We start from the raw sequence: 25399 nt of genomic DNA, 5'->3' as shown, positions 1-25399 counted from the left end.
GTGTATAGTAGTAATTGTTTTCAACATTAATACTCTCGCGTCATAGTTTGGCGTCCTTTCCTTTCATCTTTGAAAATATAAGTAGCGAAGTTAATTGCTTCGTGTTGTTTAATGTTAAGAATAGATCCGCTTCAGTCTGTGACTTTTCCAATATGTAGGGGTAAAGGAAAATTAAAGGACGAAGCGGAATCTTATTCTGATTTCAGAACCGAAAGTGGAATTACTATGAACTATAAGAAAAATAAGGAACCGAAATTTCTACCGGGATTTAATTTAAGCTCACTTTTTGATAAGTGGGGTGATTTGGATATAGATACGCTGTTTATTGGGTATTTTGGAAAAGTGCCCAGTCGGTATTCTTACAAGGAAGTAAATATGGAGGAATTTCATTTAGATTTCCCTAAGCGTTTTCAAGATTATATTTTAGGATATCACTTTAAGAAAGTGTCAAAGAATAGCGACTTTAAAAATGACTTTGTATATGTGCTGGACCAGGAGATCTTAGTAATTCAGGATAGTGATGAAATATATATATTATTCCAAAACGAAACCTGTGAGTTATTAAGTGAGATTATAGATTTCACTAAGAAATTAATCATAGAAGAAAAGAATAAACCTTCTATAAATTTAATAATAAGTCAACCAAGAGGCCTGGATAACAAGAAAATTAACTTTGAAAAGCCTGAAATTGATCTCTATAAAATGTACAATGATGATTTTGAAACTTTTCATAACCAAATTATTCAAATTCTTAGAGAAGAAAATAAAAGTGGACTTCACTTACTTTACGGTAAACCCGGTACTGGAAAAAGCACCTACATTCGATATTTATGTGGTTTATTAAAAAAGGAAATAGTATTTCTACCCGGGCAAATGGCACAGAATTTAGACAATGTAGCAATGATTAGATACCTGATGGGAAATGCAAATTCAATACTGGTAATAGAAGATGCAGAAGAACTGATTGTTTCCAGGGAAGGTCAGCGCAATTCCAATTTATCCATGATACTTAATATTACCGACGGAATTCTAGGGGAGTCCCTGGGAATACAAATCATTGCAACTTTTAATACCGATGTGAGAAATATAGATCCAGCTCTTAAACGAAAGGGAAGGTTGAAGTCGGCTTACGAATTTAAAGCCTTGCCTGGTAAAAGCTACTACATTGATTAAGGAGCAGGGGGTAGATTATAATGTGAATGAAGCAATGACACTGGCCGAAATTTTTAATATAACTGAGGAGGAGCAATATAAAGTGCCAGATCGAAAAGCTGTAGGGTTTAAGTAAGTATGAAAAAGTTATTTCTAGATGATATTCGTATTCCAAAAATGGTATATGATACAATTGAAACCAAAGATTTTATTGTGGTAAGGAATTATGCTGATTTTGTAAAGTACATAAAACAAAACGGTCTTCCGGATTTTATCAGCTTTGATAATGATCTGGGATTGAATGAAAATGGAGAAGTGGCCCCGGATGGATATGCTGCTGCCAAGTGGTTAGTATACGAATCGAATTTAGATCTTCGTAGATTACGTTTTAAAGTGCATTCTGCCAATCCTGTAGCGGCGGAGCAGATTAGGGAATTGTTGAGCAACTACATTAGATTTTTAAAGGAAAAGTAATTGAGGTATATACTAATAAACTATAATAGGTAAATGAAATTTCCAGGATGAATAGAATCCCAATTTGTAGTTCTGTCACTTTTATTTTTTAACGACACATATTGACGCTTTTGTATTTTAGTTTTACAGTTGTAATAACTTAATTGAAAGTCTATTAGGTTTGTAATCGTTAAAGATCTTTATTATGCCAATGTCTAATAATGGTTTTAAGTGGAGGCCAAATGATAATTCTGCAGTAACGAATCTTCGATATACTCTGGAAGCGGAGAAATGGGTGAACGCGGTTTCTTCAGCACAAAGGAAAACCCAGCCCGGATCTGTTGAAAAAGATTTTTTATTCATCGGCATGTTATTTCAATTAGTCTTATGTGTTCTTTTACTGGTTCTTCTTGGAATTTTGCAGCTTTTAAAAGCTTTGGTGCAGTTTATAGAAACGAGTTTAAAAAGTAAGCCTGCTTCGAAAAAAGTAAACAAGATTTTATATAAGGAATACGAAGAAGGGCCGGTGACGAAAGTTTGGAATATTGACAATTCTGGAACAAAATACCCTTCAGGTTGGCAATTGATCTTCTGGACGAATTATGGAACTTTGAAAGGCATTTGGAAGTTTCTGTTTCTCTTTACCGGTATTTTCGTGATCCTGGTGGTGGTTCTCTATATATTGAGCCAATGGATTCCCAATCATTTTAAAGTTAACCAGGGAACCCTCATTTTTGCAGCAGGAGTTAGTTTATGGAATGCCATTATAGGAATGGATGATTAAATAAAAAGAAATAATGGTAATTAATTAATATTCAATGGTATCGGAATTAATTCAATAAAAAATGCGGATTCCCATAATAAATCCTTAAAATTAATTTTATATTTAACAAGATTTTAAGTCCCTACCCTCAAAATCCCTAAATAACCAAACCAGAACATGAAGCTAGCTTCAACCTATTCAGAAATTTCTGAAGGAGCTCTTCTTTTGCATCAACAAATCGTAGGGTTAGCAAAAGAGAATCCTGAAATCCAATCTTTATATAAAGGCTGTCAGCTTTTATACATTCCTTTAATTCAAAAATCGAACATTTCACTTATTGATTTTAATTTAGGTGGCGGATACTTTAATTATCAAGGATTCATAGTTGAGAATTTAAACTAATGGCTGCAATGGGTATAATCTCAATCGGCCCAGATTGGAATAAAAAATTAAAATATTTAGAAGAAGAAGAAAAAATAATAATGTAATTAACAATTAATAATAAAGATTAAACCAATGGAAACACAAATTGACATTCTTGAACAAGCAAAATTAATTCGAGAGGAAATAGATAGGATTGAAAATGAAAAAGTCTCAGTTGCTTTATTTGGACATTCTGGGGCTGGAAAATCGACCATCATAAATAAGCTAACGGGAAAGGAACTGGCTAAAGTTGATGTTAAAACTGATACAACAACTAAAAAGCAAAATTATGAGTGGGAGGGAATCTTCCTTACAGATTTACCAGGGTATAATACCAAAAAATTTCCGGCAGAAGAATATCTAGAGAAGTTTCGTATTCTCGAAGACTTTGATATATTTATTTGCGTTTTTGAAGGGAAGTTATCTAAAGAAAATGCAGAATTTTTTACTCTTCTAAAGGAGCATGGTAAAAAATGCATATTTGTCAGAAATAAATGTGATACGATTTGGGATTCGAATAAAACCTTTGAAGTACTAACAGAGGCTATAGTTAAAGATTTGAATAATCAAATCGGCTCTTATGGTGAAGAAATAATTTTTACAAGTGGGAGGGACAATTTTGGATTTGATAAACTTCAAAATGCAATTTTCCGCAGCTTGAATGAATCAAAAAGATCTCGGTGGGTCACATCGACTAAAGCCTATTCTTTTGAATTTCTAGAAAAAAAGAAAAAAGAAGCAGAAAGGATGGTTGTTTTATATGCCGGATTATCTGCCGCTAATGGTATCAACCCCGTTCCAGGTTTAGACGTGAGTATAGATGTTAGCGCATTGTTATCACTTTTCAAAAAGCTTCGAAATACTTATGGTTTAACAGAAGAAAGTCTCAGTAAATATAAACTCTTTTCCCCATCAGCTTTACATGCGGCTAATAGTATTTTAAAATTAGCTGGTAAACAAGGGGTCCTATTGTTGTTAAAAAGGTTTGCTTCAAAAACAGCAACTAAGCAAATTTCTAAATATATTCCTTTTGTAGGGCCAGCTGTTGCCGCAAGTGTGGGGTTTGCAATTACAAAGGCAGCTGGATCTTCTTATTTAGAGCAATGTCATGAAATTGCGAAAGAAATCTTAGAAATTGAGTTGAAGAAAAATTAAGAATTCAATACAATTTTCTATATACTTTTTAAGAGAGTAATTGAATTGTATTTAAATTTTAAGTAAAAAAGATTTAAGGTTGGTGGAAATTGAATAGAGAAATTTATACCAATCTTAAATTTTGTTCAAGTTTCTTGATTATTATTAATAAATCAATGTTCAATACCCATCATCACTTCGCCAATTTCTTCAAAAAAAAAGAAGAAAAGTCAATTCAACCATACGCCTATGCGGTATCAAAAAAACTGGCTCAAGGTAGTATTTGCCTTGATCTAAATGAAATAAGAGAAGGAGAGACAGAACAACAAGAGGATTCTTTGGAAGAGTGGCGGGAGTTTCATCTTTCAGATCTTAGTTCTGAAGATCTTAAAAGTCAAATAGCGGATGGAAATGGGATCTCAGATTTGGTTGGTAGCGAGAACGATGTAAAGAAGCCGTTCATCCTGCACGGTGATAATTTCTATATTACCCGCTATTTTAATTATGAAACGCAGATAATTGAGAGTATCAACAGCCTGATTTCAAAAGGTAAGTTAGACCGGCAAGAAAGATTAAAAGATCTTAAAGCTTCCCCTCAATTAGCTAGACTTGTGGAGGGCAAGGAAACTTCAGTAGAAGTGGGGACCGACTGGCAGCTACTGGCTTCGGCGATAGCTTATCTCAATAACTTCACCATCATCACCGGAGGACCGGGAACCGGGAAGACTACTACTGTGGCCAAGGTGCTGAGTCTGCTGTATGAGGAAAATCCTAAACTGATTGTTAAGCTGGCTGCACCCACTGGAAAAGCTGCGATGCGGATGAAAGAATCCTTGGCAAATAATGCAATGGTGCCGTCGGAATTTAGAAAGGACATATCAGAATTAAAACCATATACCATCCATAGGTTACTGGAGTATAAACATCAATCACCGTACTTTAAACGCAACAGTGAAAATCCAGTGGAAGCCGATGTAATTATCGTTGATGAAGCTTCTATGATAGATGTTGCCTTATTTGCTAAACTTATAGCTGCAGTTTCACCGGAAACTAGACTGATACTCCTGGGAGACCAGAATCAGTTGGCTTCCGTGGAGGCGGGGAGTTTACTTGGAGATCTTTGTAATACGGTGAAAAATAAAAATCATTTTTCAGAAAATATTTTCCCTGATCTAAAAGGAATACTGCCGCAGCTTGATCTAAAATCCAATCCTAAGGAGGATGAACTACTGCAGGATCATTTGGTGGAGTTGCAGCATTCCTACCGTTTTGTGAAAAAACCTGAGTTAGGTGATCTAAGTAAGGCAATGATCTCTAACGATATACCCACTATTGAAAAATTTTTCGATGGGAATAGGGATGAAAAAGCCATAATTGTAGACCAGGAATATAAGGAGAGTATTTGTGAAAATTTCATAAAAGGTTTTGAAGCTTATATATCCGAAAAGGATGTGGCTACAGCAATAGAAAAATTAAATGAACTTCGCATCCTTGCCGTGATAAGGGAAGGAAATCAAGGTGTTGCCGGATTGAATGCAAGGGTTGAAAAATATCTTGCAAAAAAAGGAAAGATCAACCTTTCCCAGGTTTTTTACGAGAACCGTCCTGTAATAGTTACCCGTAATCATTCCGACCTTAATCTCTTTAATGGAGACGTTGGAATTGTTCGAAAGGATAAAGATGGAAAAATGAGGATTTGGTTCCTGGACGAAGAGAAACAGCTGGATGATGAGAGGAAAAAAACAGAAACTGGAGCTGACGGTGCTGAGAGTAAAGAAGCAGTAGATAAAAAGGTCAGAAGTTTTTCTCCCGGACTTTTAACCGATGTAGAAACGGTTTTCGCAATGACCGTACATAAGAGTCAGGGTTCTGAATTTGAAAAGGTGCTACTGGTAATGCCAAAATCGGAGGAATTACCATTGCTAACCCGGGAACTGCTTTACACTGGAATTACCAGAGCAAAAGAAAAACTGAAAATTCAGGGTACGAAAGAGATCATCCTGAAAGCTTCTGAAGGCAGGGTGATGAGAGCATCGGGAATAACTAACAGGATCTAATCATGCAAAAAGAAGTACTAATGGCTCAGGCTAAATTTTTTACCGCTAATTCCAATACAGAACTTGCAGGAGAACTCGCCACTCATATTAAGGCTACTTTCAGGGATTCAGAGCTTGTTTTCCAGCCGGTACATATCATTACTCCCAATAAAGCCCAACATCAATGGTTAAAAGAAAAGCTGGCGGAGGAACTGGGGTTTATTGCTAACCTGGAGCAGTATAACCTTAATTCCTTTTTTAAGAAACTAATCGGTTCTTTGGATCCCACCACAAAAGATAAGCCGAGAAAAGAAAAGTTCATTTGGAAATTGTTTTCAGAAATGGGAAAAGCTGAATTTAAAAACCTATTTCAAAAGATAAAAACTTACTGCGGGGAAGATGAAATCAAACGGCTTGCCCTGGCTCAAAAGCTTGCCGGATTGTTTGAAGATTACCTGGAGTTTGATCCGGAAGGAAGGTGGAAAGAATCGACGGATAAAGAAGATCTTGAATGGCAACTCTGGTTGTTTGAAAAATGCGAATTTGAACAACTGCAAATATCGCCTGCACAATTCGAGATACTTTTAAGACGGAATCCTAAAGTTCTTGAAAAATTTCATTCTCTGTACTTATTCGGAAATCTTGAGATAAGTCCGCTACATCTCAAATATTTAAAGGCCCTCGCTGAAGTGGAAAATTTCCGACTTCATATTTATCGCACACATCTCAGGTTTGATCATAAAGAAAATCCGCTGGCCCAGAATTGGGGGGATCATCTTACAAGAACAAATAACCAATTAAATCAGTTAGGGAATTTACCGGAAAACCCAACACTTCCGGAAGCCGATAATCTTCTTGGAAGGATCCAGAAAGATATTCTAACAGATAGCATTTCTAAAGAACTTCCTAAGGATGACTCCATTCTCATATATAATTCCTTTACACGCGTTAGGGAAGTAGAGGCTCTTTACAATTACCTGGTTAAAACAGTAGATGAGAGTGAAGGAAAATTGGGTGCACGCGATATTATGGTGTGTATGCCTTCCCTGGATCCCTACATTTCTGCTATAAAGACGGTCTTTGATTCGGCTCCTTATAAATTTCCATATACATTGGTCAGCCGTGGATACAGCCGGGAAGAAAGTTTCTGGACTGCCCTGGAGCAGGTATTGTCTTTTGAAAAGGAGGATTTCACCGCCCCTGGAGTGTTTAATCTGCTGGAAATGCAGCCTATTCAAAAGAGCTTCGACTTTCAAGATTTGGACCTCCTGAAAAAAGCTTTTATAGATGCCAATATCCGGAGGGAATATGAAGGCGATGAAGAGCTGGAGACGAATTACGCTTCCTTTAGCTACGGGCTAAACCGACTCATATATGGCTTTTGTCTGGGAAGCGAGGAGCCGGTGGAGATAGGCGGCAAGAAAATGTATCCTGTAGACATTGCTGAAGGCCAACAGGCAAATGATCTTTTTCGATTACATCACCTGGTGGAATTGCTTAATAATTTTCTGAAAATTAAAGCTGAAAAGCAAAGTGCAGCTGACTGGCATACGAAATTAATGGAGATCGCCGATGAATTCCTGGAGCCGGAAGAATGGCAGCAGAAGCATTTTCTGGATCTCATGCTGGAACTGGGAGGAATGGAAGCTTCGGCAGGGGAAAAAATTGAATTCAAAACATTCTTTTTCCGCTTAAAAGATCAGTTGCTTAATAAAGATTTGCAACAGCTCAAAGGACAGGGCGGTATTACCTTTTCCGGACTATATCCTGGGATGATCATGCCTAAAAAAGTGGTGGCTCTCCTGGGCCTTAATTTTAAAGAATTCCCGCGCCGGTCTCAGGAGCTGAGTTTTGATCTCTTACCGGAAAACAAAAAGCCGGAAACTAGGATCCTGGATCGAGGTGCTTTTCTGGAAACTTTTTTAAATGCTGAACAAAAAGTACTGCTAAGCTATATTGGGCAGAACGTAAAGGATAATTCAGAAATTCCTTCATCTTCTTTGATAAATGAATTGCAGGATTATGTTGAAAAGACAGGGGCAAAGATAAAAGAGGTCAAACATCATTTACATTCTTATAATTCAAAATATTTCGTGGAGGATAAGGATTATTTCACCTATTTGATAGGAAATGATAATAAGCTCAATACTGGTAAAAAGGCAACAGAATCACAGAAAAAGGCCGAAGTCATTCATCTCTTTAGCCTTGAAAACTTCTTGAAAGATCCTTTTAAACATTATTATCACCATGTCTTAAATATTTATTATCAGGATGATGTGAATATGCCAGATTGGGAGATGTTTGAACCCAATAAACTGGAGGAGTGGAATATCAAGTATTCCGTATTAAATCAGAACTTGAAAGTAGAATTAGATCCGGTTGAACAACGTGAGATTTTAATTAATAATGGGATGATTCCACTTAAAACTCCCGGAGAAATCGTAGTAGATGACTCCCAAAGAAAAGTTCGACTTTTAACTGAAAAGCTTTGTGAAATCTCATCGGATGAAATTTCAGAAATAGAATTCGATCTTCCATTTTATTTTGAAGAATCCGGTAATCACATTTTAAAATGTAAAATTCCAATGCTTGGTGGGCAAGGATTGTATTTGTCAGTTTCAAAGCTGAAATCTAAATATAAACTTGCGGCCTATCTCAAGTATTTAACTTTAGTAGCCGCTGATAAGGCAAGTCAGTTAAATTATTTTCTTCTGGAAGAAGGTGAAAAAGAGGCTAAAATAATTTCCTATTCAGGTTTGATGACAAAAGAACAAGCGCGTCAAATACTGCGGGATTGGCTCTCATTATATCTAAAGAATTTTGAAAGAATTCAAGCATTTTCGCCCGAATTTGATTTTGCCATAAATGATCTGGGAGAGGAATTAAATGACTTGCAAATTAAAATTAATAACAAGTTTGAGAGACCTTACGGATTTTTTCCTTCAGACTATCTAAAAGCAGAGTATAGAGATGGCTTCTTTGAAAATGAAGATAACTTGGACGATTTTAAATCGAATTACAAATTAATAATGCAACCAGTAGAACTAGCAAATTCAAAATAAATATGGAAAACTTTAATCCCTTAGATAAAAGTGCTGTTAAACTTGAAGGTTCCAATCTGGTTGAGGCCAGTGCTGGAACTGGAAAGACTTATTCCATAGGTTTATTGGTATTGCGACTGCTATTGGAAAAGGATCTCAAAATATCACAAGTTTTAATGGTGACCTTTACCAATCAGGCTGTAGCTGAATTGGCCGCCCGAATCAGGAAGTTTTTGCTTTTAGGCATAAAATCAGCTGAAGGTGAAGAAGTGGAAAAACCGATAGAACAATTAATTGCCACTTATCCTGATAAAGAATTAGTAATGATTAAATTAAAGGAAGCTCTTTCACAGCTTGATGAAGCTTCTATACAAACCATTCATAGTTTTTGCCAGGAAGCCTTGCTCAATAATGCGTTGGATTCTGGACAACCTTTTGGACTTGAACTGCAGGCGGATGTACTCGAAATTGCAAACGACGCAGTAAAGCGTTTTTGGAGAAGAAATATAAGTATTCTTCCCAAAGTAATTCTACAGGAAGTAAAGGAATTAAACCTTGGAAATTTTCAATCAGTGATTAAGGAAAGTCTAGGTGGAAAAACATATGCTTTAAAAACAGCCAAAGAATTTTTAGTAGAAATCTTTGAACAAGAGTTTTTGAAATTCCGTCATTCATATGAGCAAAACAGAAATCAAATTTTAGATCAAATCCAGAATTATAAACTTCGAGAGGATTGGAAATCAGGCATTCTTATGGATGCTTCTACTTTTTCAGGATACTGCGATATTCTAAATTCAACAAAAGCTACCAGGGTGAAGATATCAGATACTCTGTTTGCCACAGATAAAAAAAATGTGAATGAGTTGCTTTCTAAAAAAGAGGTTTGTATCCATTGGTTCATTTCAAAATGTATCCAAGAAGTTTTGAAAGAGATGAATAATTACCTTCAGCAAAAACATCTTATAACTTACGATGAATTGATTTATAGAATGCACGATGAAGTAGTTGTTTGTCAAAATCAAAACTTAAAGAAAAAATTAAGAGAAAAATACGAAGCTGTCTTTATAGATGAATTTCAGGATACCGATAAACTACAGTACGAAATTTATAACGAGCTTTTTAGCGAAAATAAAATCATCTTTTATATAGGTGATCCCAAACAGTCAATCTATGGATGGCGTAAGGCCGATCTCAACACCTATTTTGCAGCCAGAAAAGATGTAAATAGGAAGTTTCAGATGAATCGTAATTTCCGGTCTTCCCAAAGCTATATCGACGATATCAATAAATTCTTTTTAGGCCCACCCAATCCTTTTGAGACTGAAGCAGATGGAGAAAATCACATTAATTACATAGCAGTAGAGGCCAATGATGGTTCCTCTAATGGATTATTTAAAAATACTGATGAACCTTCAGCATTACAGACTTTTTCTTTCAGTAATCAAGATGAGATAAAAGACAATGTAATTCACCTTGTAAATTTATTATTAAATAGCTATCAAGCGAAATGGAATGAAGATCAGAAGGTAAAAGCATCAGATATAGCTATTTTGGTTCGTTTTAATTCCCAGGCAAGAGAGTTAAAACAGAAATTAACAGCTGCAGGTATTCCTTCAGTAACTATAGATGACTCTAAAGTTTTTGAAGACTCTCCAGAGGCAAAATATCTGCTTTATATCTTAGGAGCCATTCTTACCACGACAGAAAGCAATATTAATAAAGCTTTGCTAAATAATATTGGAGGTTACAATTCCTCTGAAATCAATCAGTTGGATAATGATATATTGGTAGATAGTTTTAGAGAATACAGAGAGGTCTGGACCAAATCTGGGTTCTTTGCAGCGATAAAAAAATTTATGGATCAATTTTCGGTGGCGGAACGATTGATGAGAAAAAATGACCTTCGCGCTCTTACCAACTTTAATCAAGTCCTTGAGATATTACAGGAAGCAGAATTCCGTAAGGAATTAAAACCAACCGGTGTCTATGATTTTTTAAATAAAAGGATTTCTGAAGGATCCTTGGATACTGATGAATACCAACAAAGAGTGGAAAGCGATGAAAATGCTGTAAAACTATTAACCATTCATACGGCTAAAGGTTTGGAATTTCCCATAGTAATTACACCCTTTTTAGATTTAAATGCAGAAGAGACCCACGATTATTGTTCTTTTAGAGATGAGGAGGGGATTTATAAATTCTACCCCAAAAAGAAAGGTGATGCTTCTATGTCAAATGCTTTTGAAAATCAGCTTAAACAAGAGAATCGTAGGTTGATATATGTAGCTCTTACCCGTGCAAAATACCATGGTTTTATTTTTAATAATAACAGTAAACATTTTCAGAATTCATCTTTAAAAGATTTTGTCAATAAATGGCAAAACAGTTCTCCACTAATCAACCTGAAGGAAGAAGTGAAGGTAAAGCCTGAAGGGATAAATCTAGGAGAGAATTTTGGAAAAGCTTTTAAGGCCAATTTCAAACTCGCTGACCACCTCACCGGCAATCTCAGCTTCTCCGGGATAAGCGCTCACGGAGCCTATATCCCAAAAGAAAATAACGGTGATCCAACAGGATATGATCAATTCATCTTTAAAGATATGCCCAGGGGTACGGTGATAGGGGATATGCTTCACCTGCTGTTCGAAAATATAGATTTTACAGGCTCTGAGGAACATCATCGCGAGGAATTGGAAAAACTGTTGGATAGGTTTTACCCACATAAAAAGGAGGAATATCGGGAAGGTCTGCTATCAATGATCAACCACGTTCTGAAGGCTGATATAGAAGTTAAAGGACAAAAAATTCCTTTAAGGGAAATCGCAAATTCCAGGAAGAAAAATGAAATGGAATTCGACTTGCGCACCCAGAACGTTGATCTTGTTGGCCTAAATGCTTTTGATGGAGGAGAAGGAATAGAACTGGGTTGCAACACGCAGCACCCTGCCAAAAGCGGATTGCTATCCGGCTTTATTGATCTACTCTTTAAGTACGAAGATAAATTCTATATCCTGGACTGGAAATCAAATTACCTCGGAGATGATCTCAGTTACTACGATGGAGAAGACAAAATGAAAGCGGCAATGAATGAAGGTAATTACCATCTTCAGTATCTCATTTATTCAGTAGCGGTGAAAAATTACTTGGAACAGAGAATACCAGATTTTGACTATGAAAAACATTTTGGTGGGGTGATCTATATATTCCTTCGAGGAACCAGGGAAGAAAAACAAACTGGCATCTATACTAATAGACCTACTCTTGACCAGGTTGAGAAACTGGAATCCTTATTCTATAAGAATGAACCAGCGGCATAGAAAACCATCTCAATACTCACTACTCAAATCTCAATACTAACATGATCTACCCCTCAAAATTCCCAACCTACAACGATAATCACGCCGAAAGAAAAGTATTTGAAGCCCTTCAGAAACTCGACCCTCATAATTTCGACGTTTTCTGGAGTCGCGGATTTACGGGAAAGACCAAAGAAGAAGATAAGCACTACGAGATAGACTTTTTAATATTCGACCTTCGGGAAGAGCGGCTGGATCATATTTATGTGATAGAAGTCAAAGGAGGGAAGATAACTTATAATGCTGAAGAAAATGCCTGGTTCCAGAATTCCCGGGAAATGACAACAGGCCCTGATCTGCAGGCTATGGGGTATGTTTCAAATATTCTTAAAAGGTATAAAGATGTGATTGAGCATAAAGTCCCTGTTAGTTGGATGCTCTGGTTTCCCGATGGAATTATCGACAAAGAAAATATGCCTACCCAATGTGAATCCTGGAATGTGTTAGATCAAAATGACCTGGATGATCCCAGGGAGGCTCTGAACAGGACAGCAGAGTCCAGGGAGAGCGATTATAGTCATTTTAAACGGATTTCCATAGATGAGTATAAAGGTGAAATCCAAAAAGATCTGCTGCAGGGGCTTGAGGTTTCTCAAAATTTCAGGACGCTACTGGAGAATATGGATATAAATATAGATAAGGCCGAAGAAAGCCAGAAAGCTTTTTTAAACGGACTTTGGAATCACTCCCGTTTAGCAGTGGAAGGTGGCGCCGGTAGCGGCAAAACCGTGCTGGCCAAATGTGCGGCTGAGGTTTTGAACAAGAAAAGGAAAAAAGTGCTCTTCTTGTGTTATAATACTTATTTGTGCTCCCAGCTAAAGACAGGTCTGGATCCAGAAATAAAAACCGATAATATCCACAACCTGATGAGAGAATTTACCGATGACCGTGAGCCGGACTGGTTTGGGGCCCAGGAAAAAGACAGGGATTTTTGGGATAAAGGTTTACCGGAAAAGTTTAAAGAATTACTGAAGGTCTACCCACTTCAGGAAGAAGAGAAGTTTGATGTGATCCTGGTAGACGAGGCCCAGGATTTCGAAGTTGGCTGGCTTAATATGCTGCTCAAATATCTTAATCCAGATGCTCAGTATTTTCTTTTCTACGACAAGCGGCAAAACATTTTTGAACGGAATTTTGTATTGCCGCAGGGACAAAATTGGCACTATCATCCTTTAAATTGCAACTACAGGAATACCGGAAAGATAAATACTTTTATAAATGAGTACGTTGGAACAGATGCTGTTTCTTATGGAGTTGAAGATGGAGAAGAAGTTAGAATTAAAGAGTATTCTCCTGAGGATATTGTCGGATCTTTAAAGAGATGTTTGCTCGAACTACTCAATGTCGGAAAAGTACCAAAAGAGGATATCATGATCCTTACAGACGGCTCTACAAAAGACTGGGACCTAACGATCCATAAAAACGGTTTTGAATACCAGGTCTTAGACCCAGTAAAGGCGAGGGAAAAAGAAAAGATATATTATTCCTCCATCCGCCGCTTTAAAGGTTGCGAGGCTCCTGTGGTGATCCTGCTTCTTAAGCAAAGGCTGGAGAAGATCCAAAACGGAGAAACTAAACATAAGAACAGACTTTATACCCAGCTTAGCCGGGCAAAGGGTTTACTTTATGTGTTAGAGCCAGAAAATTATACGGAAGCCCATTCATAATCGCATTCCGGACACTCGTAACATACTCCATTGTGGTAGGCGTCTTCGCTGCCGCATTTTGGACATTCTGTATTAAAAAATCCCATAGTATAAAATTTTAGTTTAAAATATGATTTAATTAGTCTTTCAAGGTTACCTACCAAACAGGTAAAGAAATTAAAGTACATTTCAAATGTTTTTTTGAATGGCTCTAATTACTTTCTTATTCGATACATTGATATTCCACATATTTTCAAAAGCAAAGTAAACTCAGTATTGCGACAAAAGGTGACGCTTTAGTGGTTTTAATCTTGAATATTATAAGTCCGGTACATACTTGAAATTTTTTGTTTCCAATTTTTTTAATTTCTCTAAATATTTTTGATGATTTCTATTATGATTACGAATGCGATTATAAGTGTATTTATTAAAAATACTCTCCACAATTATTTGAGAATTCGAAGGCTTGTGAGGAATAAGATTAAAGCCTTTTCCACTATCTATCATTAGAAAATTGCTGAATATTGTCCTATCGTGAAGATCAAATTCTCTGGAATACTCATTATTTATAGTATAAACCTCCTTAGAAAAATTAGCCAGGGCACTATTGATACGATTATGTCTCTTATGTGCAGTTTCTGCAATCATTTCAGGATTAGCAGCCTGTGGGGCATTAAATTCTTTAGTTAGAACTTTTATACTCACTTTTTCTTTACGATCCTTTAAAAAATATTTTAAAATACTAATGATATTTCTATCCATTTTTTGTTCCTTCTTGTCTGTAAGGATATAATTGTCATTTATGCTGAGAAAATTAATAGGTACATTTTTAGTGAAATTAAATATCTCCCAGCCAATAAACGATTTACTAAGATCAACTTTAAAATGGCAGGAATCGATAATTTCAGCAATTCGCTCTTCATAATTATTGAAGTTCATGCACAGAACTCCTTTCGCTTCTGCCTTTGGAAACCAATCTTGATGCACTTCTGTTAGTACTATGGTTTGTGCAAAATTTGAATTTTCAAAAATATGCTGCTCAAAATCTACTACATTAAGAGGTGGTGAATAACTACAGCGGTAAGCGAAAAACGGGTTATCAACTTTTAATTTTTCCAATTGTTTTTCCGTTTCAATTTCATGGTCGAAAAACCATTCAATTTCCTCATAATCTTTTAAAATAGTTTTAATAACTTCCTGCCCTTTGGTTGATTGTTCTTCCATGTAACTAGCGTAGAAATTATCGAGGAATTCTTTCTCAATATATAATTCCATACTAGTTTTTTTGCTCTTTTTTCACCTTCATTAGATCGAATTGTAATCGAGTAGCTTCATCAAAAAAGCCGGGGCCAAAATTTTCAGTGAGATTGCCCGTTTCTGTAATCTCAATCTTTTTAACTTTAGGTTCTTCATGAGAGACGTGTTCGTCTGCATTAAAATAGTAGATAATTGTATTTTCGGTAGATAAATCTTTTTTGGCGGTTAAAAACTGAAGTTTTCTAATTAAATATTCACTATGGGTTTCTATTATAAACTTTTGCTCAGGATATTCTTTAATGGTAGCTAAAAGGATATCTGCAAATTTTGATTGTAGATTGGGATGTAGATTTGCTTCGGGTTCTTCAATTATCAAGTGATCTCCCGACATCATTATTTTCAAAATTATTGGTATGACTTGTGAGAATCCATATCCTAAATCAGCCAAAGAAACCTTCTTATTGTCGTTCTCGATATAAACAACGGAAATCGTGTTTTCAAACCGCTCAGGCACCATCTTTCCTTTTATTCCCAAAATTGCTAATATTTTGTGCAGGAAATCTAGGTTTTTTTTACCGCCATCGATAAAATCGGCAACAAGTTTATCTATTTCGCTCTCAGATTCATTTTGTAAAACTCTTTTTTGATTTCCCCTATTAGCTGAGATAAAATCTAGTTGATCTCGATCTTTTGAAAAATGTAAGTCAAAATTAAAGAATTGGTCGAAGAGCCTGTCTTTACTCACAACATTAGAATTATCATAAGAAAACCATTTTTCATGAAAAATGATTTTGTTTAGAAGCGTTGGCTTTAATTCTACTTTTAAATCGGGTATTTTTTCAAGAAAATATTCTTCAATTTTTTGGTGCGCCTGGTCTTCCACATCCAAAAAGCTATTACCAAACGCCTGAAACACATCGGTAATGTTTCCTGAAGGATCTTCTGGATCATCTTCAAAACTAATTTTTCGAAAAGCCTCATTCTGCACTTTCAGTACTTCCTCTAAATTATTATCCGTACAATTTTGATCTTCTATATAAAGTTCATACAATAGATAATTTTTTTCAAGCTTTTTTACTTCATTAAAAATTGCGTAAAGAGCCTTAACATCCAAGCTGTGTTCTGGTAATCCGACGTCTGAAGATTTATAATTCTCTAAATTATAATCGATTTCAAGTAAGTAATTGTTAGGGTTTATCCACATAGGTAGCGGATGATCTGGAATCACTGTTTTCCATGAATTTAATATTTCAAAATCTCCGTCATATATAATATCTATAATGGCCTTAATGTTAATGTCTAAAAAATCATAATAATAACCATAGCCATTATCGACAAATCCTCCCCAATTATCACTTGGACCATCTATTTTGTAGGTATAATTAATTATTAAATCATCATAGTGGTATAAATTAATTTCAAGAACCCTATTTTTTTTATAACTATACTCTACATTCATTCCTTTGAAAACCGGTATTTTCGATTCCAGTCTTAAATTGAGTTCATCGTTATTTGAATCCCAATTCAAAATCTTATCAAAATCTTCAAGATTATGATTTCCACTTTTAAAATTGAAATTAAAAACACCAGATTTTAGGAGTAATAAAAGTTTAATTAAAGAGCTCTTCCCACTATTATTAGGCCCCGTTAGGAGTGTTATTGGTCTGAGTTCAAATTCTGTATATTCTTTGAAAACCCGAAAATTTTCAACGCCTATTTTCTTGATCATTATGAGTATATTTTTAAAGTATGTCTTGTATGTTTATAAAAAATGTAATTAAGTTTTGTGCTCTTGTATCGACTGGTCTAAAAAGAATATTTTCTATTCTAGAATACCGATTCTTTTTTCAATGTTTCTACAAAATGAGGATATTTTGCTGCGAACTGAAAAATTAATTGACTTAACTGAGAATCCTTATTATCAATGTGGATGTAACAGGTATCAATAGCTCTGGTCAAAGCCATTAATACCCATGTAGCAGCAAACATGTCTTTTCTTTTCTCGTTGTTAATTTGATCAAACAAGTCTGTGAGTAAGTAATTTTCAGCTTCAGGTTCAATTCTTTTGGATTCAAAGAAACTGTCGAGGGAATGGCATAAAGTACACCAGGCTTCTACTCCGCGGCATGATTCGTAGAGTATGGATCTTATTGATGAAGAAACTGGTACACTTAGATCTTTTTTATTTGTTACTACTCCGTCCCAAATACGAAACTCACGGTTCAAATGTTCTTCTTCCGGTGTTTTTTCTCGAACAAGGCTTTCACGAATTGTTATATTCCCGTACTCCCCAATTTTGGTTTCAACTTTTCGTCCTACATAGTTTTTTCCTGTTGTGGATGCATTGTTCAATACCAAAAGACCTTCATATGGTGAGCAACCTTGAATAGCTGAAAGATGTGCTAATCTAGTAATTGAAGCGGTTTCATTTGAAAAGTCAGTGTCAAGAATTATCTTTCCATGGTCTTCCGAATTTAAGGGTTCAATGTTTAGGTCAATGTCATATGCATTGGCAATAAAGTTACTCAAATGGGCTATTGCGGGCTTCATCCTGAAGGAGTTACTCCTTTTTGAGTATATGTAACTTTTAATCTTTTGAGCTCGTGAAATTTCCCAGTCACATAGTATATGATGCCTTATAAGTTGTTCTTTTCCACCATTCGCAATTACAATGTTTTCAGGTTTAAAGATGGAAAATAGGATATCTCTTTCATATTCGTGACAGTCTTGAGCTTCATCAATAAAAATTATTCTTCCTTTTTTTATTCCTCCCAGGCTTCGGTTAATGCGTGTTCTGTACTTTTCTCTTGATATTTCAGGTTCTTTTGAATCTTCATCAAGAATTTTTTTATCCAAATTCATAACCGGACTTAATAATTCGTATTTTTTACTCACATTAAAGTCATCAAAGAAGGAATCCCGGTTATTAATAAGTTCAAGAGTTTGTTTTAGAACATTATAATAATCAGGAAGGAATATTTTCTGGGCTTGTAACTGCTCCAGATTTTTTTTCTTGCGGCTTCTAAAGGTATTCAATAAGGCGTTAAGATCAGTTTTTGTATTAATATGCGTAAAAGATTGGAGGACTTCGTTTACAAACTCAATTCCCTCTCTTTTTGTGCCCTCTTTTAAATTTTTGTCGTTTTGAATAAGGTACTTAAGTTTTTGTAGACTTATTTCATCTTGATGTTCTCGTATGTTTCTTCTGATGAAGCTTTCTAAAATCTTTAAATTTGAGTCTAAAATTTCTAAAATCTCAGCACTTCTTTTTTCTGACATGAGATGGAGAACACCTAATTTTTTTGAAAGACGAAAAAAAAATGAATGTAATGTCTGAACACTAGCAGTGCCTAGTTTTATTCCCTGGGAAATCTTGATATCCTGAAAGCTTTTCACCTGTTTGGTGATATCGTAAACCAGAAGATGGTTATAAGTAAAAAATGCAGTATTAGTTTTTTCAGTATTTAATCGCAACATCCATTTTAAAAGATCAGAAGATTTACCTGTTCCTGCCTTTCCTTTTACCTGAACCAGTTGTTGGCCTATTTGGTCATAAGCATTTTGCTGGGGAGCGGTTAAATTTTTCTGGATTCGTTCAATTTTAGCTTTTGTAAGGTATCCATCATTGCTATCTTTAGATGCTTGCTCTAGAATTGCGGTTATTTCCCTCTCTAAATCTTCATGTATTTTATCTTTAAACCAGGGATAGTAACCATTATAGACTGGCTTACCAGATTTTTCTAAAAAGGTTTTTAAACTATAAAAAGTAAATTTCGGTGAAATTATTAAACCTTCTCCAAAGTAGTTTTTTAAATTTTGAACATATGTGATAGGTAAAATGGAGATCGATTTTTTCTCCATACCACAAAATTCGCTGAGGTAATTTGTGAGTCCCCATTTTAAGGCTGAATTTTCTTCATTATATTCCAAAATGTTTAAATCTTGACTTTCTATTGCGCTGTCGACAATATTAAACTCTTGTTTTGCATATTCAGTATTAATTTGAAGGGCAATTATTAGGTTGTGGATATTAGACTTACCGGCATCATTTTCTATTCTAAAATAATTTCCATGACGGTTCGCAATACTAATAACCAACAAGAGGTCTATATTGGATAAGCCGCTTACAGAAAGAGGAAAGTTATTTAGGAAATAAATTTTAGCATTAGAGCAGGTTTTGCAGAGTTCTTCCTTTGCTGTTTCTTCAAATACTTTGTAGTTGAAGGACGGATTTGTTCCATTTAATCTATAAAATTCAATAGCCATTGGGGGGAGTATAACTTACTAGAAAAATTATAGATCTTGAATTATTTCACTATTGATAGTAACACTTTCTTGGTCTTGTAGAAAATTCAATTGTAACAATTCTTCTTTTTGAAGGTTCCATTCTTGAAAACTGATATTCCATCTCGTTTCCAAAAAGTCCAACATTTCTTTTCCTCTTTTTTCAATTTGTTGTGGAGTCCAGGATTTATAACTAGAGACTTCGATTTCACTGTAGGCACCATTAAAATAACCTACTTTGTCACCGTCACTATTGACGTGCTGATCTTTAAATTCAAAACATTTATTTTGAAGCTCAGAATTTTTCGATTGGCCTAGGAGAACGAGATTACCGAGGTTATGAAGAAGAACCTTCCTTTCTTTTTGAGAATACATATTAAAGTCTTCTGTCCAACAATTTTCAGTAGGAGTTTGCGGATAAATATGCTCTATAGTATCTTCTTTTTTTCGTTTGTTAAAATCTGACCATCTAACTTTTGTGTTTCCATTGGCTTTTCTCTGTAAATAGAGCTCATATTCAAAAAGGAAATATCTAAGACCATTCCAGGAGTAAAAACCTTCCCCTTTTCTAAACTGATCAATTATATAATTTTCAAATTTTTCTAAATCAAACCAACCATGGTATTCATAGCTATCTCCCTCACCTTTCTCTCCTTTAGTCATCCAGTTTATATTGCTTATTACAGAAGAAATCGAAGTTTCATGCTTTTCAAAGTAGAAATCATTAGCTAATCGATAAAAATGACTGTTTTTCGTGTTGGAAGGTCGTTGAGATAAGCGAAAGACCAGAAAAATAAAATTCTCAGCTGCCTTAATAAGTGGTGAAAATTCTTTTTCAGAGCATTTAGTCATGCTGGCCATAAGTAGAGGTGGGAAGGCGCTCATCCCCAGTCTATTCAATTTTTGTATCCATTCTTTAGTTTCACCTGTATAATGCGAGAACTGAGGATTAAACAAATAGAACCAAGACTTGACAGATGTGGATAGACTATGAATGTAATCCTTTACGTCATCTAGTCCAATTTTTCCTTTAATGGCATTCTTTGCAGTGAATTTTTTGTTGAGAATAAATTTTGCATAGGAACCGGATTCTTTTCTGTCATATTTAAAATACATAATCCAATGGTTTCGCAAAAATTCATCATCATCCATTTTACGGTTCTTGTTCTTTCCGAGAAATTCATAAATCGTTTTCCAGGTCTCATTGATGTCTTTTCTCAATCGCTGTCGTGAAGAATCATCTATATCGAGTAATGTCGTCAAATAAATTAACCTGTTTTTTAGGAGTTCTAAATTAGAAAGAGGTTTCCCTCTATTATTCATAGTTTCAAAGGTGACGTAGATATCCAATTCCTCATCATCTATTTCATAAAGATTAAACTTAAACTTTGTTGTAACCTTCTTAAATATTTCTTCTCGTTCTTCGTCTGTAAGAGTTTCCATCTTTGTTCTAAAAAACTCTTTGGCATTTGATAAGTTAGATGTGTAAAGTGTTTGCTCCGGTACTTTATCTGCAGTTGAAGATTCCTGGTCTAATATTTTTGTCTTAAAATATTCATCACTGGGATTATCCCGCTCATAACCAAAGATGAAAGACTTATACCTTTTGTTGTATTCTTCGTATAAAAATTTATTATCCCAGAATGACTTCGGTTTGAAATTTATTCCCTGGTCAGGAGATAGACAATTTAAAATTTCATTTATTAAAATTATCGAAGTAGTAAGACGTTGTTGACCATCAATAAGATAATAAGCTTTGTACCCCCTGTCAATTAACCATAAATCATCCTGCCATTTTTCCTGCCTAACAACCTGAGATTTTTCAATGGGGTCTACCGTTAGAAGACCTGTGTAATGAATTTTATCTTCTTTAAGATTTAATAAATCTTCCCAGAAATCTTCTAATTGACGGGTTTCCCAAGAGTATCCTCTCTGGAAATCAGGTATTCTGAAGAATTTTTCATTAAATATTTCGGTAAGGGCCTGAAGCTTATTTTCTGCCATTATGATTTAGGTTTTAATTGGTAATTTTTTTATTTCAAATTGATTATTAGTTCTAATAGAGAATCTTCATAAAAAATACTCATTCCTCCTCCTCTGAATGAGCATTATTAATAATTTCCTGTGCCACTTCCTCGGTAAATACATCTTCAAAAGTCATCATAATGGTATACTCCCCAAGCTCAAAGACAAAGTCTATGGCATTTTTCTCCAGAGAGTCATTAGGATCAAAAAAGTCAGAAATGGAATTCAAGGGTTCGTTAATAACTTCAGAAGGTTTGCTCTTGTAAATTTTCTCAAGGAAGACACAGTCTTTTGTTTGATAGATTTTCAAAGAGAGAAATTCAGGGTTCACGTAAAAGGGATACTGACTCTTCATAAGTTCCAGTACTTCAATTCTATCTCCTTCCCGCTTTAATTCTATATATTCTTCTTCCATAAATTTTTACATTAGATAATAATATCATCAAAGCAATAATCAATAGTTTCTTTATCTAGTTCATTTAGAAATTTGTCTACATTCTCTTCTAGACTCAATCCTGTATTGAACATTGAAGCAGAGATAATTGGTTCCAGTTCAATAAATTCATCCTCTGCAATAAAATCCATAGCGGTACTGTAAAATTTACCGGGTTCTGATTTATAAGATTTTTCTAAATAGAGGTTATCCTCTGTTTGTAAAATAACCAATGATGCCAGCTGTGGATTAATAGCCTCGGGATATTTTTTCCTTAAAGGTTTTAAAACATCTTTTTTGTAGTAGGTTTTATTCATCCTTATAGTTTATAGAATGACTGGAAGTTAAAATTTCATTCTGTACATCAGCCAGATCTGTAGCCAAAAGCATTTCACTACCTAATGCTTCAAAATGCCTTTTTCCGCAATCAATTTTACCCTGCTCTTTAGGTCTTAGATCAAAGAAACCGGTGCTGCCTTTTGATTCCACAACAAAGTAAAGTTTCTCTTCATCCTGATCTTTCCATAGAATTGCCCAATCTGGGTTATAGGTTCCCAATGGAGTATCAATTTTAAACCAACTGGGAAGTTTTGCGTAGACTGAAATGTTTTGACTGTTTTCAAATTCCGTGGCAAGGTTTGATTCTACCTGAGAATCATATACCACATAATCATAGGGCGATTTTTCACTTTCCTTCAGGTTATTTTTTAAGTATCCAAAAAGCTCTTCATTTTCAAATAACTCCTGGCTGTAGTATTCAGCGTCGCCAATTTTCTGGTATTTGATACCGTCTACAATATGCATTCTCATCTGTTCATTGATGATCTCAATACAACCTTCTATAAACTTCTGTGGATTAATTTTAAAATAATTAAGTTTATTCGTGCCTGTAAGAATGCGCACAATAGACTTTCTGGTTAATTGGGTTTCATTTTGAAGATAGCTTACAATGTCAGGTAGGGTTTCAACCTCTTCTTCGATGGCATAAGAATAGGTGGTTTCTTCTTCACTAGCCTCAACTCCACCTGTTTTAATGTGTATGTCCTTTTTGGTATAATGAATTTTTCCCCTGCTAATTTTTAAGCGGTGATTCAGAGCGTTGATACATTCTTTAATAAGGTCTTCACTATCAAAATCTACAGAAAATACAGTCTTAAATTTAACTCTTTCCCATAGTGCCTGAAATTCCGGACTATTAAGAACTTTGCTGTTAACTTTTACTTTCTTTTTATCATCATTGTTTTTGATCTCCAGTTTACCAGCGGCATCTTTTAAAGTAGAAAGAATCTGTTTTTCTACATATTCGTTTTCGGTAAGTTCTTCAGGTAGCTCTACTTTTTCTTCTTTTAAATGAATTCTTAGCAAATCCTGCACTTTTCCGCGATGGTCTACATATCCTTTTTCCTTTAGATAGTTATAAAGTTTCTCAGACTTTTCCTGGCCCAGGTATTCCGTTTCTTCTTCATCAAGATTTAGAACAATGTTGTTGAAGCTATGGTCTTCCAGTACTCCAAATTTGATTCCTGTATCTTTTTCTATTTCGTTTTGAAGATTCTTGACGAAATCCTGATAAGATTCTGAAGCCATAACCGTAAGGGTATTCACCTCGTGGCCGTATACCCGTTCTCCATTCTGGTTAACGCATAAGCGCAATCCACGCCCAATTTCCTGACGACGCCTGATCTCTGAACTTCCTGCATCTTTAAGGGTACAAATTTGAAAGACATTAGGATTGTCCCAGCCTTCTTTTAAAGCAGAGTGGGAGAAGATAAAGCGCATCTTCTTTTTAGGATCTACACCATCGTAAAAGGATAGTAGGGTTTCCTTATCTTTCATAATAAGATTATAGGTGTCCTCATCTGCTTTTACGTTCCCGGAAGTATCCTTGAAATATTCAAATTTTTCTTTTTTGTTGGAGCTTTTACCTTTCTTATCTATTGAAAAATATCCATTATGTACCTGGGAAGCTTCTAATTCATAATCCTGGATCTCACCAAACAGACTCGCGTATTTCGTCTTCCTGATAAGCTTTTGATATTCCTCCTCAAATATCCTTGCATATTCTCCATTCTGAGAATTGCCTTCTTCATCATAGATCCTGTATTTGCCTACGCTGTCAATGAAGAAAAGACTCAGAACTTTTATTCCCTGCGGATTTAAAATCAATTCTTTATCCAGATGCTCCTCAATAGTTTTACTAATCAAGGCCCTTTTTATCTGAGTGTCATCTTCCTGGCCAATAGACTGGCCAATTCGTATCTCTTCAGGACGACTGGTAAAATCTATGTATTCATTTCCTTCAGCAGCATAGATATCCCTAATGATATAACCGGCATATACTTCCCGACCCGTTAACTCTTCCAGATCGGTGTTTTGCTTGATGTTTCTTTTTACTCTTCTCCGAATTCTTCCATTCTCCAAAAAGTCCAGTTCCAGGTGTGCAACCGGATAGCCTCTGGAAACTTTTACATCCACAAGTTTAATGTAAGCCTCATTATGTAAGCCGTCTGATTGTACTGCGCCTACTTCTATTTGCTTTACCAGCTTTTTGTCGTAGGCATCTACTGCATCCAGCTTATACATTAAGTTTACTTTTTCCTTATGAGTGGCAGAGTAGCGAAGAATGCAAAGAGGGTGCAGGCTTTTAACTGCCTTTTTCGCCAGCGGAGTGCTCATTGTGGTTTGGGGTTCATCAATAAAAACCACCGGATTTGTCTTTTGGATAAGGTCAAGTGGCTTATAACCCAACTTGTCATTATAGCGGTGGATGATGTTAGCCGTTTTGTTAGGGTTGTTCGGATCTTCAAAACTTTTTCTGAAAGCATCAATATTGATCACCATTATTTCCAAAGTGTCGTTGATAGCGAAATCCCGCACCTCATTTAAGCGGCTACTGTCATAAATGAAAAAGTTGTAGTTTACATTGCTGTAAAGCTCCTTGAAGTGCTTTTCCGTGATCTCCAGAGACTTATTCACCCCTTCTTTAATAGGGATGGAGGGTACAACAATAATATGCTTGGTAAAACCATATTTTTGATAAAGCTCCAGGATAGTGCGCAAATACACATAGGTTTTCCCGGTACCCGTTTCCATTTCTATGGTAAAATCCAGGTTTTTGGGGTCTATCTGGTTTTTGGTGCTGGGTTTTAAGCCGTGGCCCAATTGGATTTTCTGAACATTCTCTGCCAGTTTTCTTTCTCCAATGCTCAGGCGGTTACCATAGCCCACATCGTTAAAGCCAAAGTTTTGTTGCTTCTGAATATACTCAGGTGAGAAGACGGTAAAATTAGTAGCGCAGGTTTCCTGGCCCTGAAAAATATCTACCACCGCACTTATTGCCTCCTGCTGATAATCGAGACTACTGTCAAATTTAATTTTCATTACTGCGGATTTTGA

17 protein-coding genes are annotated in these 25399 nt (G+C 35.4%); 10 read left to right on the top strand and 7 right to left on the bottom strand.

All coding sequences use genetic code 11. From position 1 onward, the window contains the following. The first annotated feature begins 225 nt into the window (after positions 1–225). The 10 genes from J0871_RS16540 to J0871_RS16500 all read left to right on the top strand — a co-directional run bounded on the left by J0871_RS16540 (position 226) and on the right by J0871_RS16500 (position 14025). Entirely contained in the window at positions 226–1173 is a 948-nt protein-coding gene (locus J0871_RS16540) for an AAA family ATPase (RefSeq protein WP_208226305.1), read from the top strand. Beyond that, positions 1166–1288, top strand: coding sequence for a hypothetical protein (locus J0871_RS17385; RefSeq protein ID WP_262897404.1), 123 nt, complete (start codon positions 1166–1168; stop codon positions 1286–1288). Before J0871_RS16540 ends, J0871_RS17385 begins: the two co-directional genes overlap by 8 nt. A 2-nt stretch (positions 1289–1290) precedes the next feature. Beyond that, the gene (locus J0871_RS16535; RefSeq protein WP_208226304.1) at positions 1291–1626 is read left to right on the top strand and encodes a cyclic-phosphate processing receiver domain-containing protein; all 336 of its coding nucleotides are present in this window, start codon (positions 1291–1293) and stop codon (positions 1624–1626) included. Between the two features lie 184 nt (positions 1627–1810). After that, a complete protein-coding gene (locus J0871_RS16530; RefSeq protein ID WP_208226303.1) occupies positions 1811–2389 on the top strand; it encodes a hypothetical protein in 579 nt (192 codons plus the stop codon). Positions 2390–2545: 156 nt separating this feature from the next. After that, positions 2546–2770, top strand: a complete 225-nt coding sequence (locus J0871_RS16525) for a hypothetical protein (protein WP_208226302.1) — start codon at positions 2546–2548, stop codon at positions 2768–2770. Between the two features lie 114 nt (positions 2771–2884). After that, positions 2885–3946, top strand: a complete 1062-nt coding sequence (locus J0871_RS16520) for a GTPase (RefSeq protein WP_208226301.1) — start codon at positions 2885–2887, stop codon at positions 3944–3946. Between the two features lie 155 nt (positions 3947–4101). Next, positions 4102–5982: an exodeoxyribonuclease V subunit alpha gene (recD, locus tag J0871_RS16515; protein WP_208226300.1), complete on the top strand. Its 1881-nt coding sequence runs from the start codon at positions 4102–4104 to the stop codon at positions 5980–5982. Positions 5983–5984: 2 nt separating this feature from the next. Further along, on the top strand, positions 5985–9023 hold the full coding sequence (locus J0871_RS16510) for an exodeoxyribonuclease V subunit gamma (RefSeq protein ID WP_208226299.1): 3039 nt from the start codon (positions 5985–5987) through the stop codon (positions 9021–9023). A 2-nt stretch (positions 9024–9025) separates the two neighbouring features. Continuing rightward, positions 9026–12319, top strand: a complete 3294-nt coding sequence (locus J0871_RS16505; RefSeq protein ID WP_208226298.1) for a UvrD-helicase domain-containing protein — start codon at positions 9026–9028, stop codon at positions 12317–12319. Between the two features lie 41 nt (positions 12320–12360). Then, positions 12361–14025, top strand: a complete 1665-nt coding sequence (locus J0871_RS16500; protein ID WP_208226297.1) for a nuclease-related domain-containing DEAD/DEAH box helicase — start codon at positions 12361–12363, stop codon at positions 14023–14025. 297 nt (positions 14026–14322) lie between these two features. On the opposite strand, the gene J0871_RS16490 is transcribed toward J0871_RS16500, so the two are convergent. The 7 genes from J0871_RS16490 to J0871_RS16460 all read right to left on the bottom strand — a co-directional run bounded on the left by J0871_RS16490 (position 14323) and on the right by J0871_RS16460 (position 25384). Next, entirely contained in the window at positions 14323–15279 is a 957-nt protein-coding gene (locus J0871_RS16490) for a hypothetical protein (RefSeq protein ID WP_208226295.1), read from the bottom strand. Between the two features lies 1 nt (position 15280). Then, the gene (locus tag J0871_RS16485) at positions 15281–16990 is read right to left on the bottom strand and encodes a DUF3696 domain-containing protein (RefSeq protein WP_208226294.1); all 1710 of its coding nucleotides are present in this window, start codon (positions 16988–16990) and stop codon (positions 15281–15283) included. Positions 16991–17088: 98 nt separating this feature from the next. Then, complete coding sequence (locus tag J0871_RS16480; protein ID WP_208226293.1) at positions 17089–19527, bottom strand: hypothetical protein; 2439 nt, start codon at positions 19525–19527, stop codon at positions 17089–17091. 27 nt (positions 19528–19554) lie between these two features. Continuing rightward, a complete protein-coding gene (locus J0871_RS16475) occupies positions 19555–21549 on the bottom strand; it encodes a DUF262 domain-containing protein (protein WP_208226292.1) in 1995 nt (664 codons plus the stop codon). Positions 21550–21628: 79 nt separating this feature from the next. Then, positions 21629–21985, bottom strand: coding sequence for a hypothetical protein (locus tag J0871_RS16470; RefSeq protein WP_208226291.1), 357 nt, complete (start codon positions 21983–21985; stop codon positions 21629–21631). A gap of 11 nt (positions 21986–21996) precedes the next feature. Further along, positions 21997–22320 (bottom strand): hypothetical protein, encoded by a 324-nt coding sequence (locus J0871_RS16465; protein WP_208226290.1) that lies wholly within the window; start codon positions 22318–22320, stop codon positions 21997–21999. Further along, positions 22313–25384 (bottom strand): DEAD/DEAH box helicase family protein, encoded by a 3072-nt coding sequence (locus J0871_RS16460; protein WP_208226289.1) that lies wholly within the window; start codon positions 25382–25384, stop codon positions 22313–22315. Before J0871_RS16460 ends, J0871_RS16465 begins: the two co-directional genes overlap by 8 nt. Between the last annotated feature and the right edge of the window lie 15 nt (positions 25385–25399).

This window comes from Salegentibacter sp. BDJ18 (assembly GCF_017579965.1).
Lineage (GTDB): Bacteria > Bacteroidota > Bacteroidia > Flavobacteriales > Flavobacteriaceae > Salegentibacter.
The sequence above is the reverse complement of the archived record's forward strand: the minus strand, read 5'-3'. Positions and strand labels throughout refer to the sequence as shown.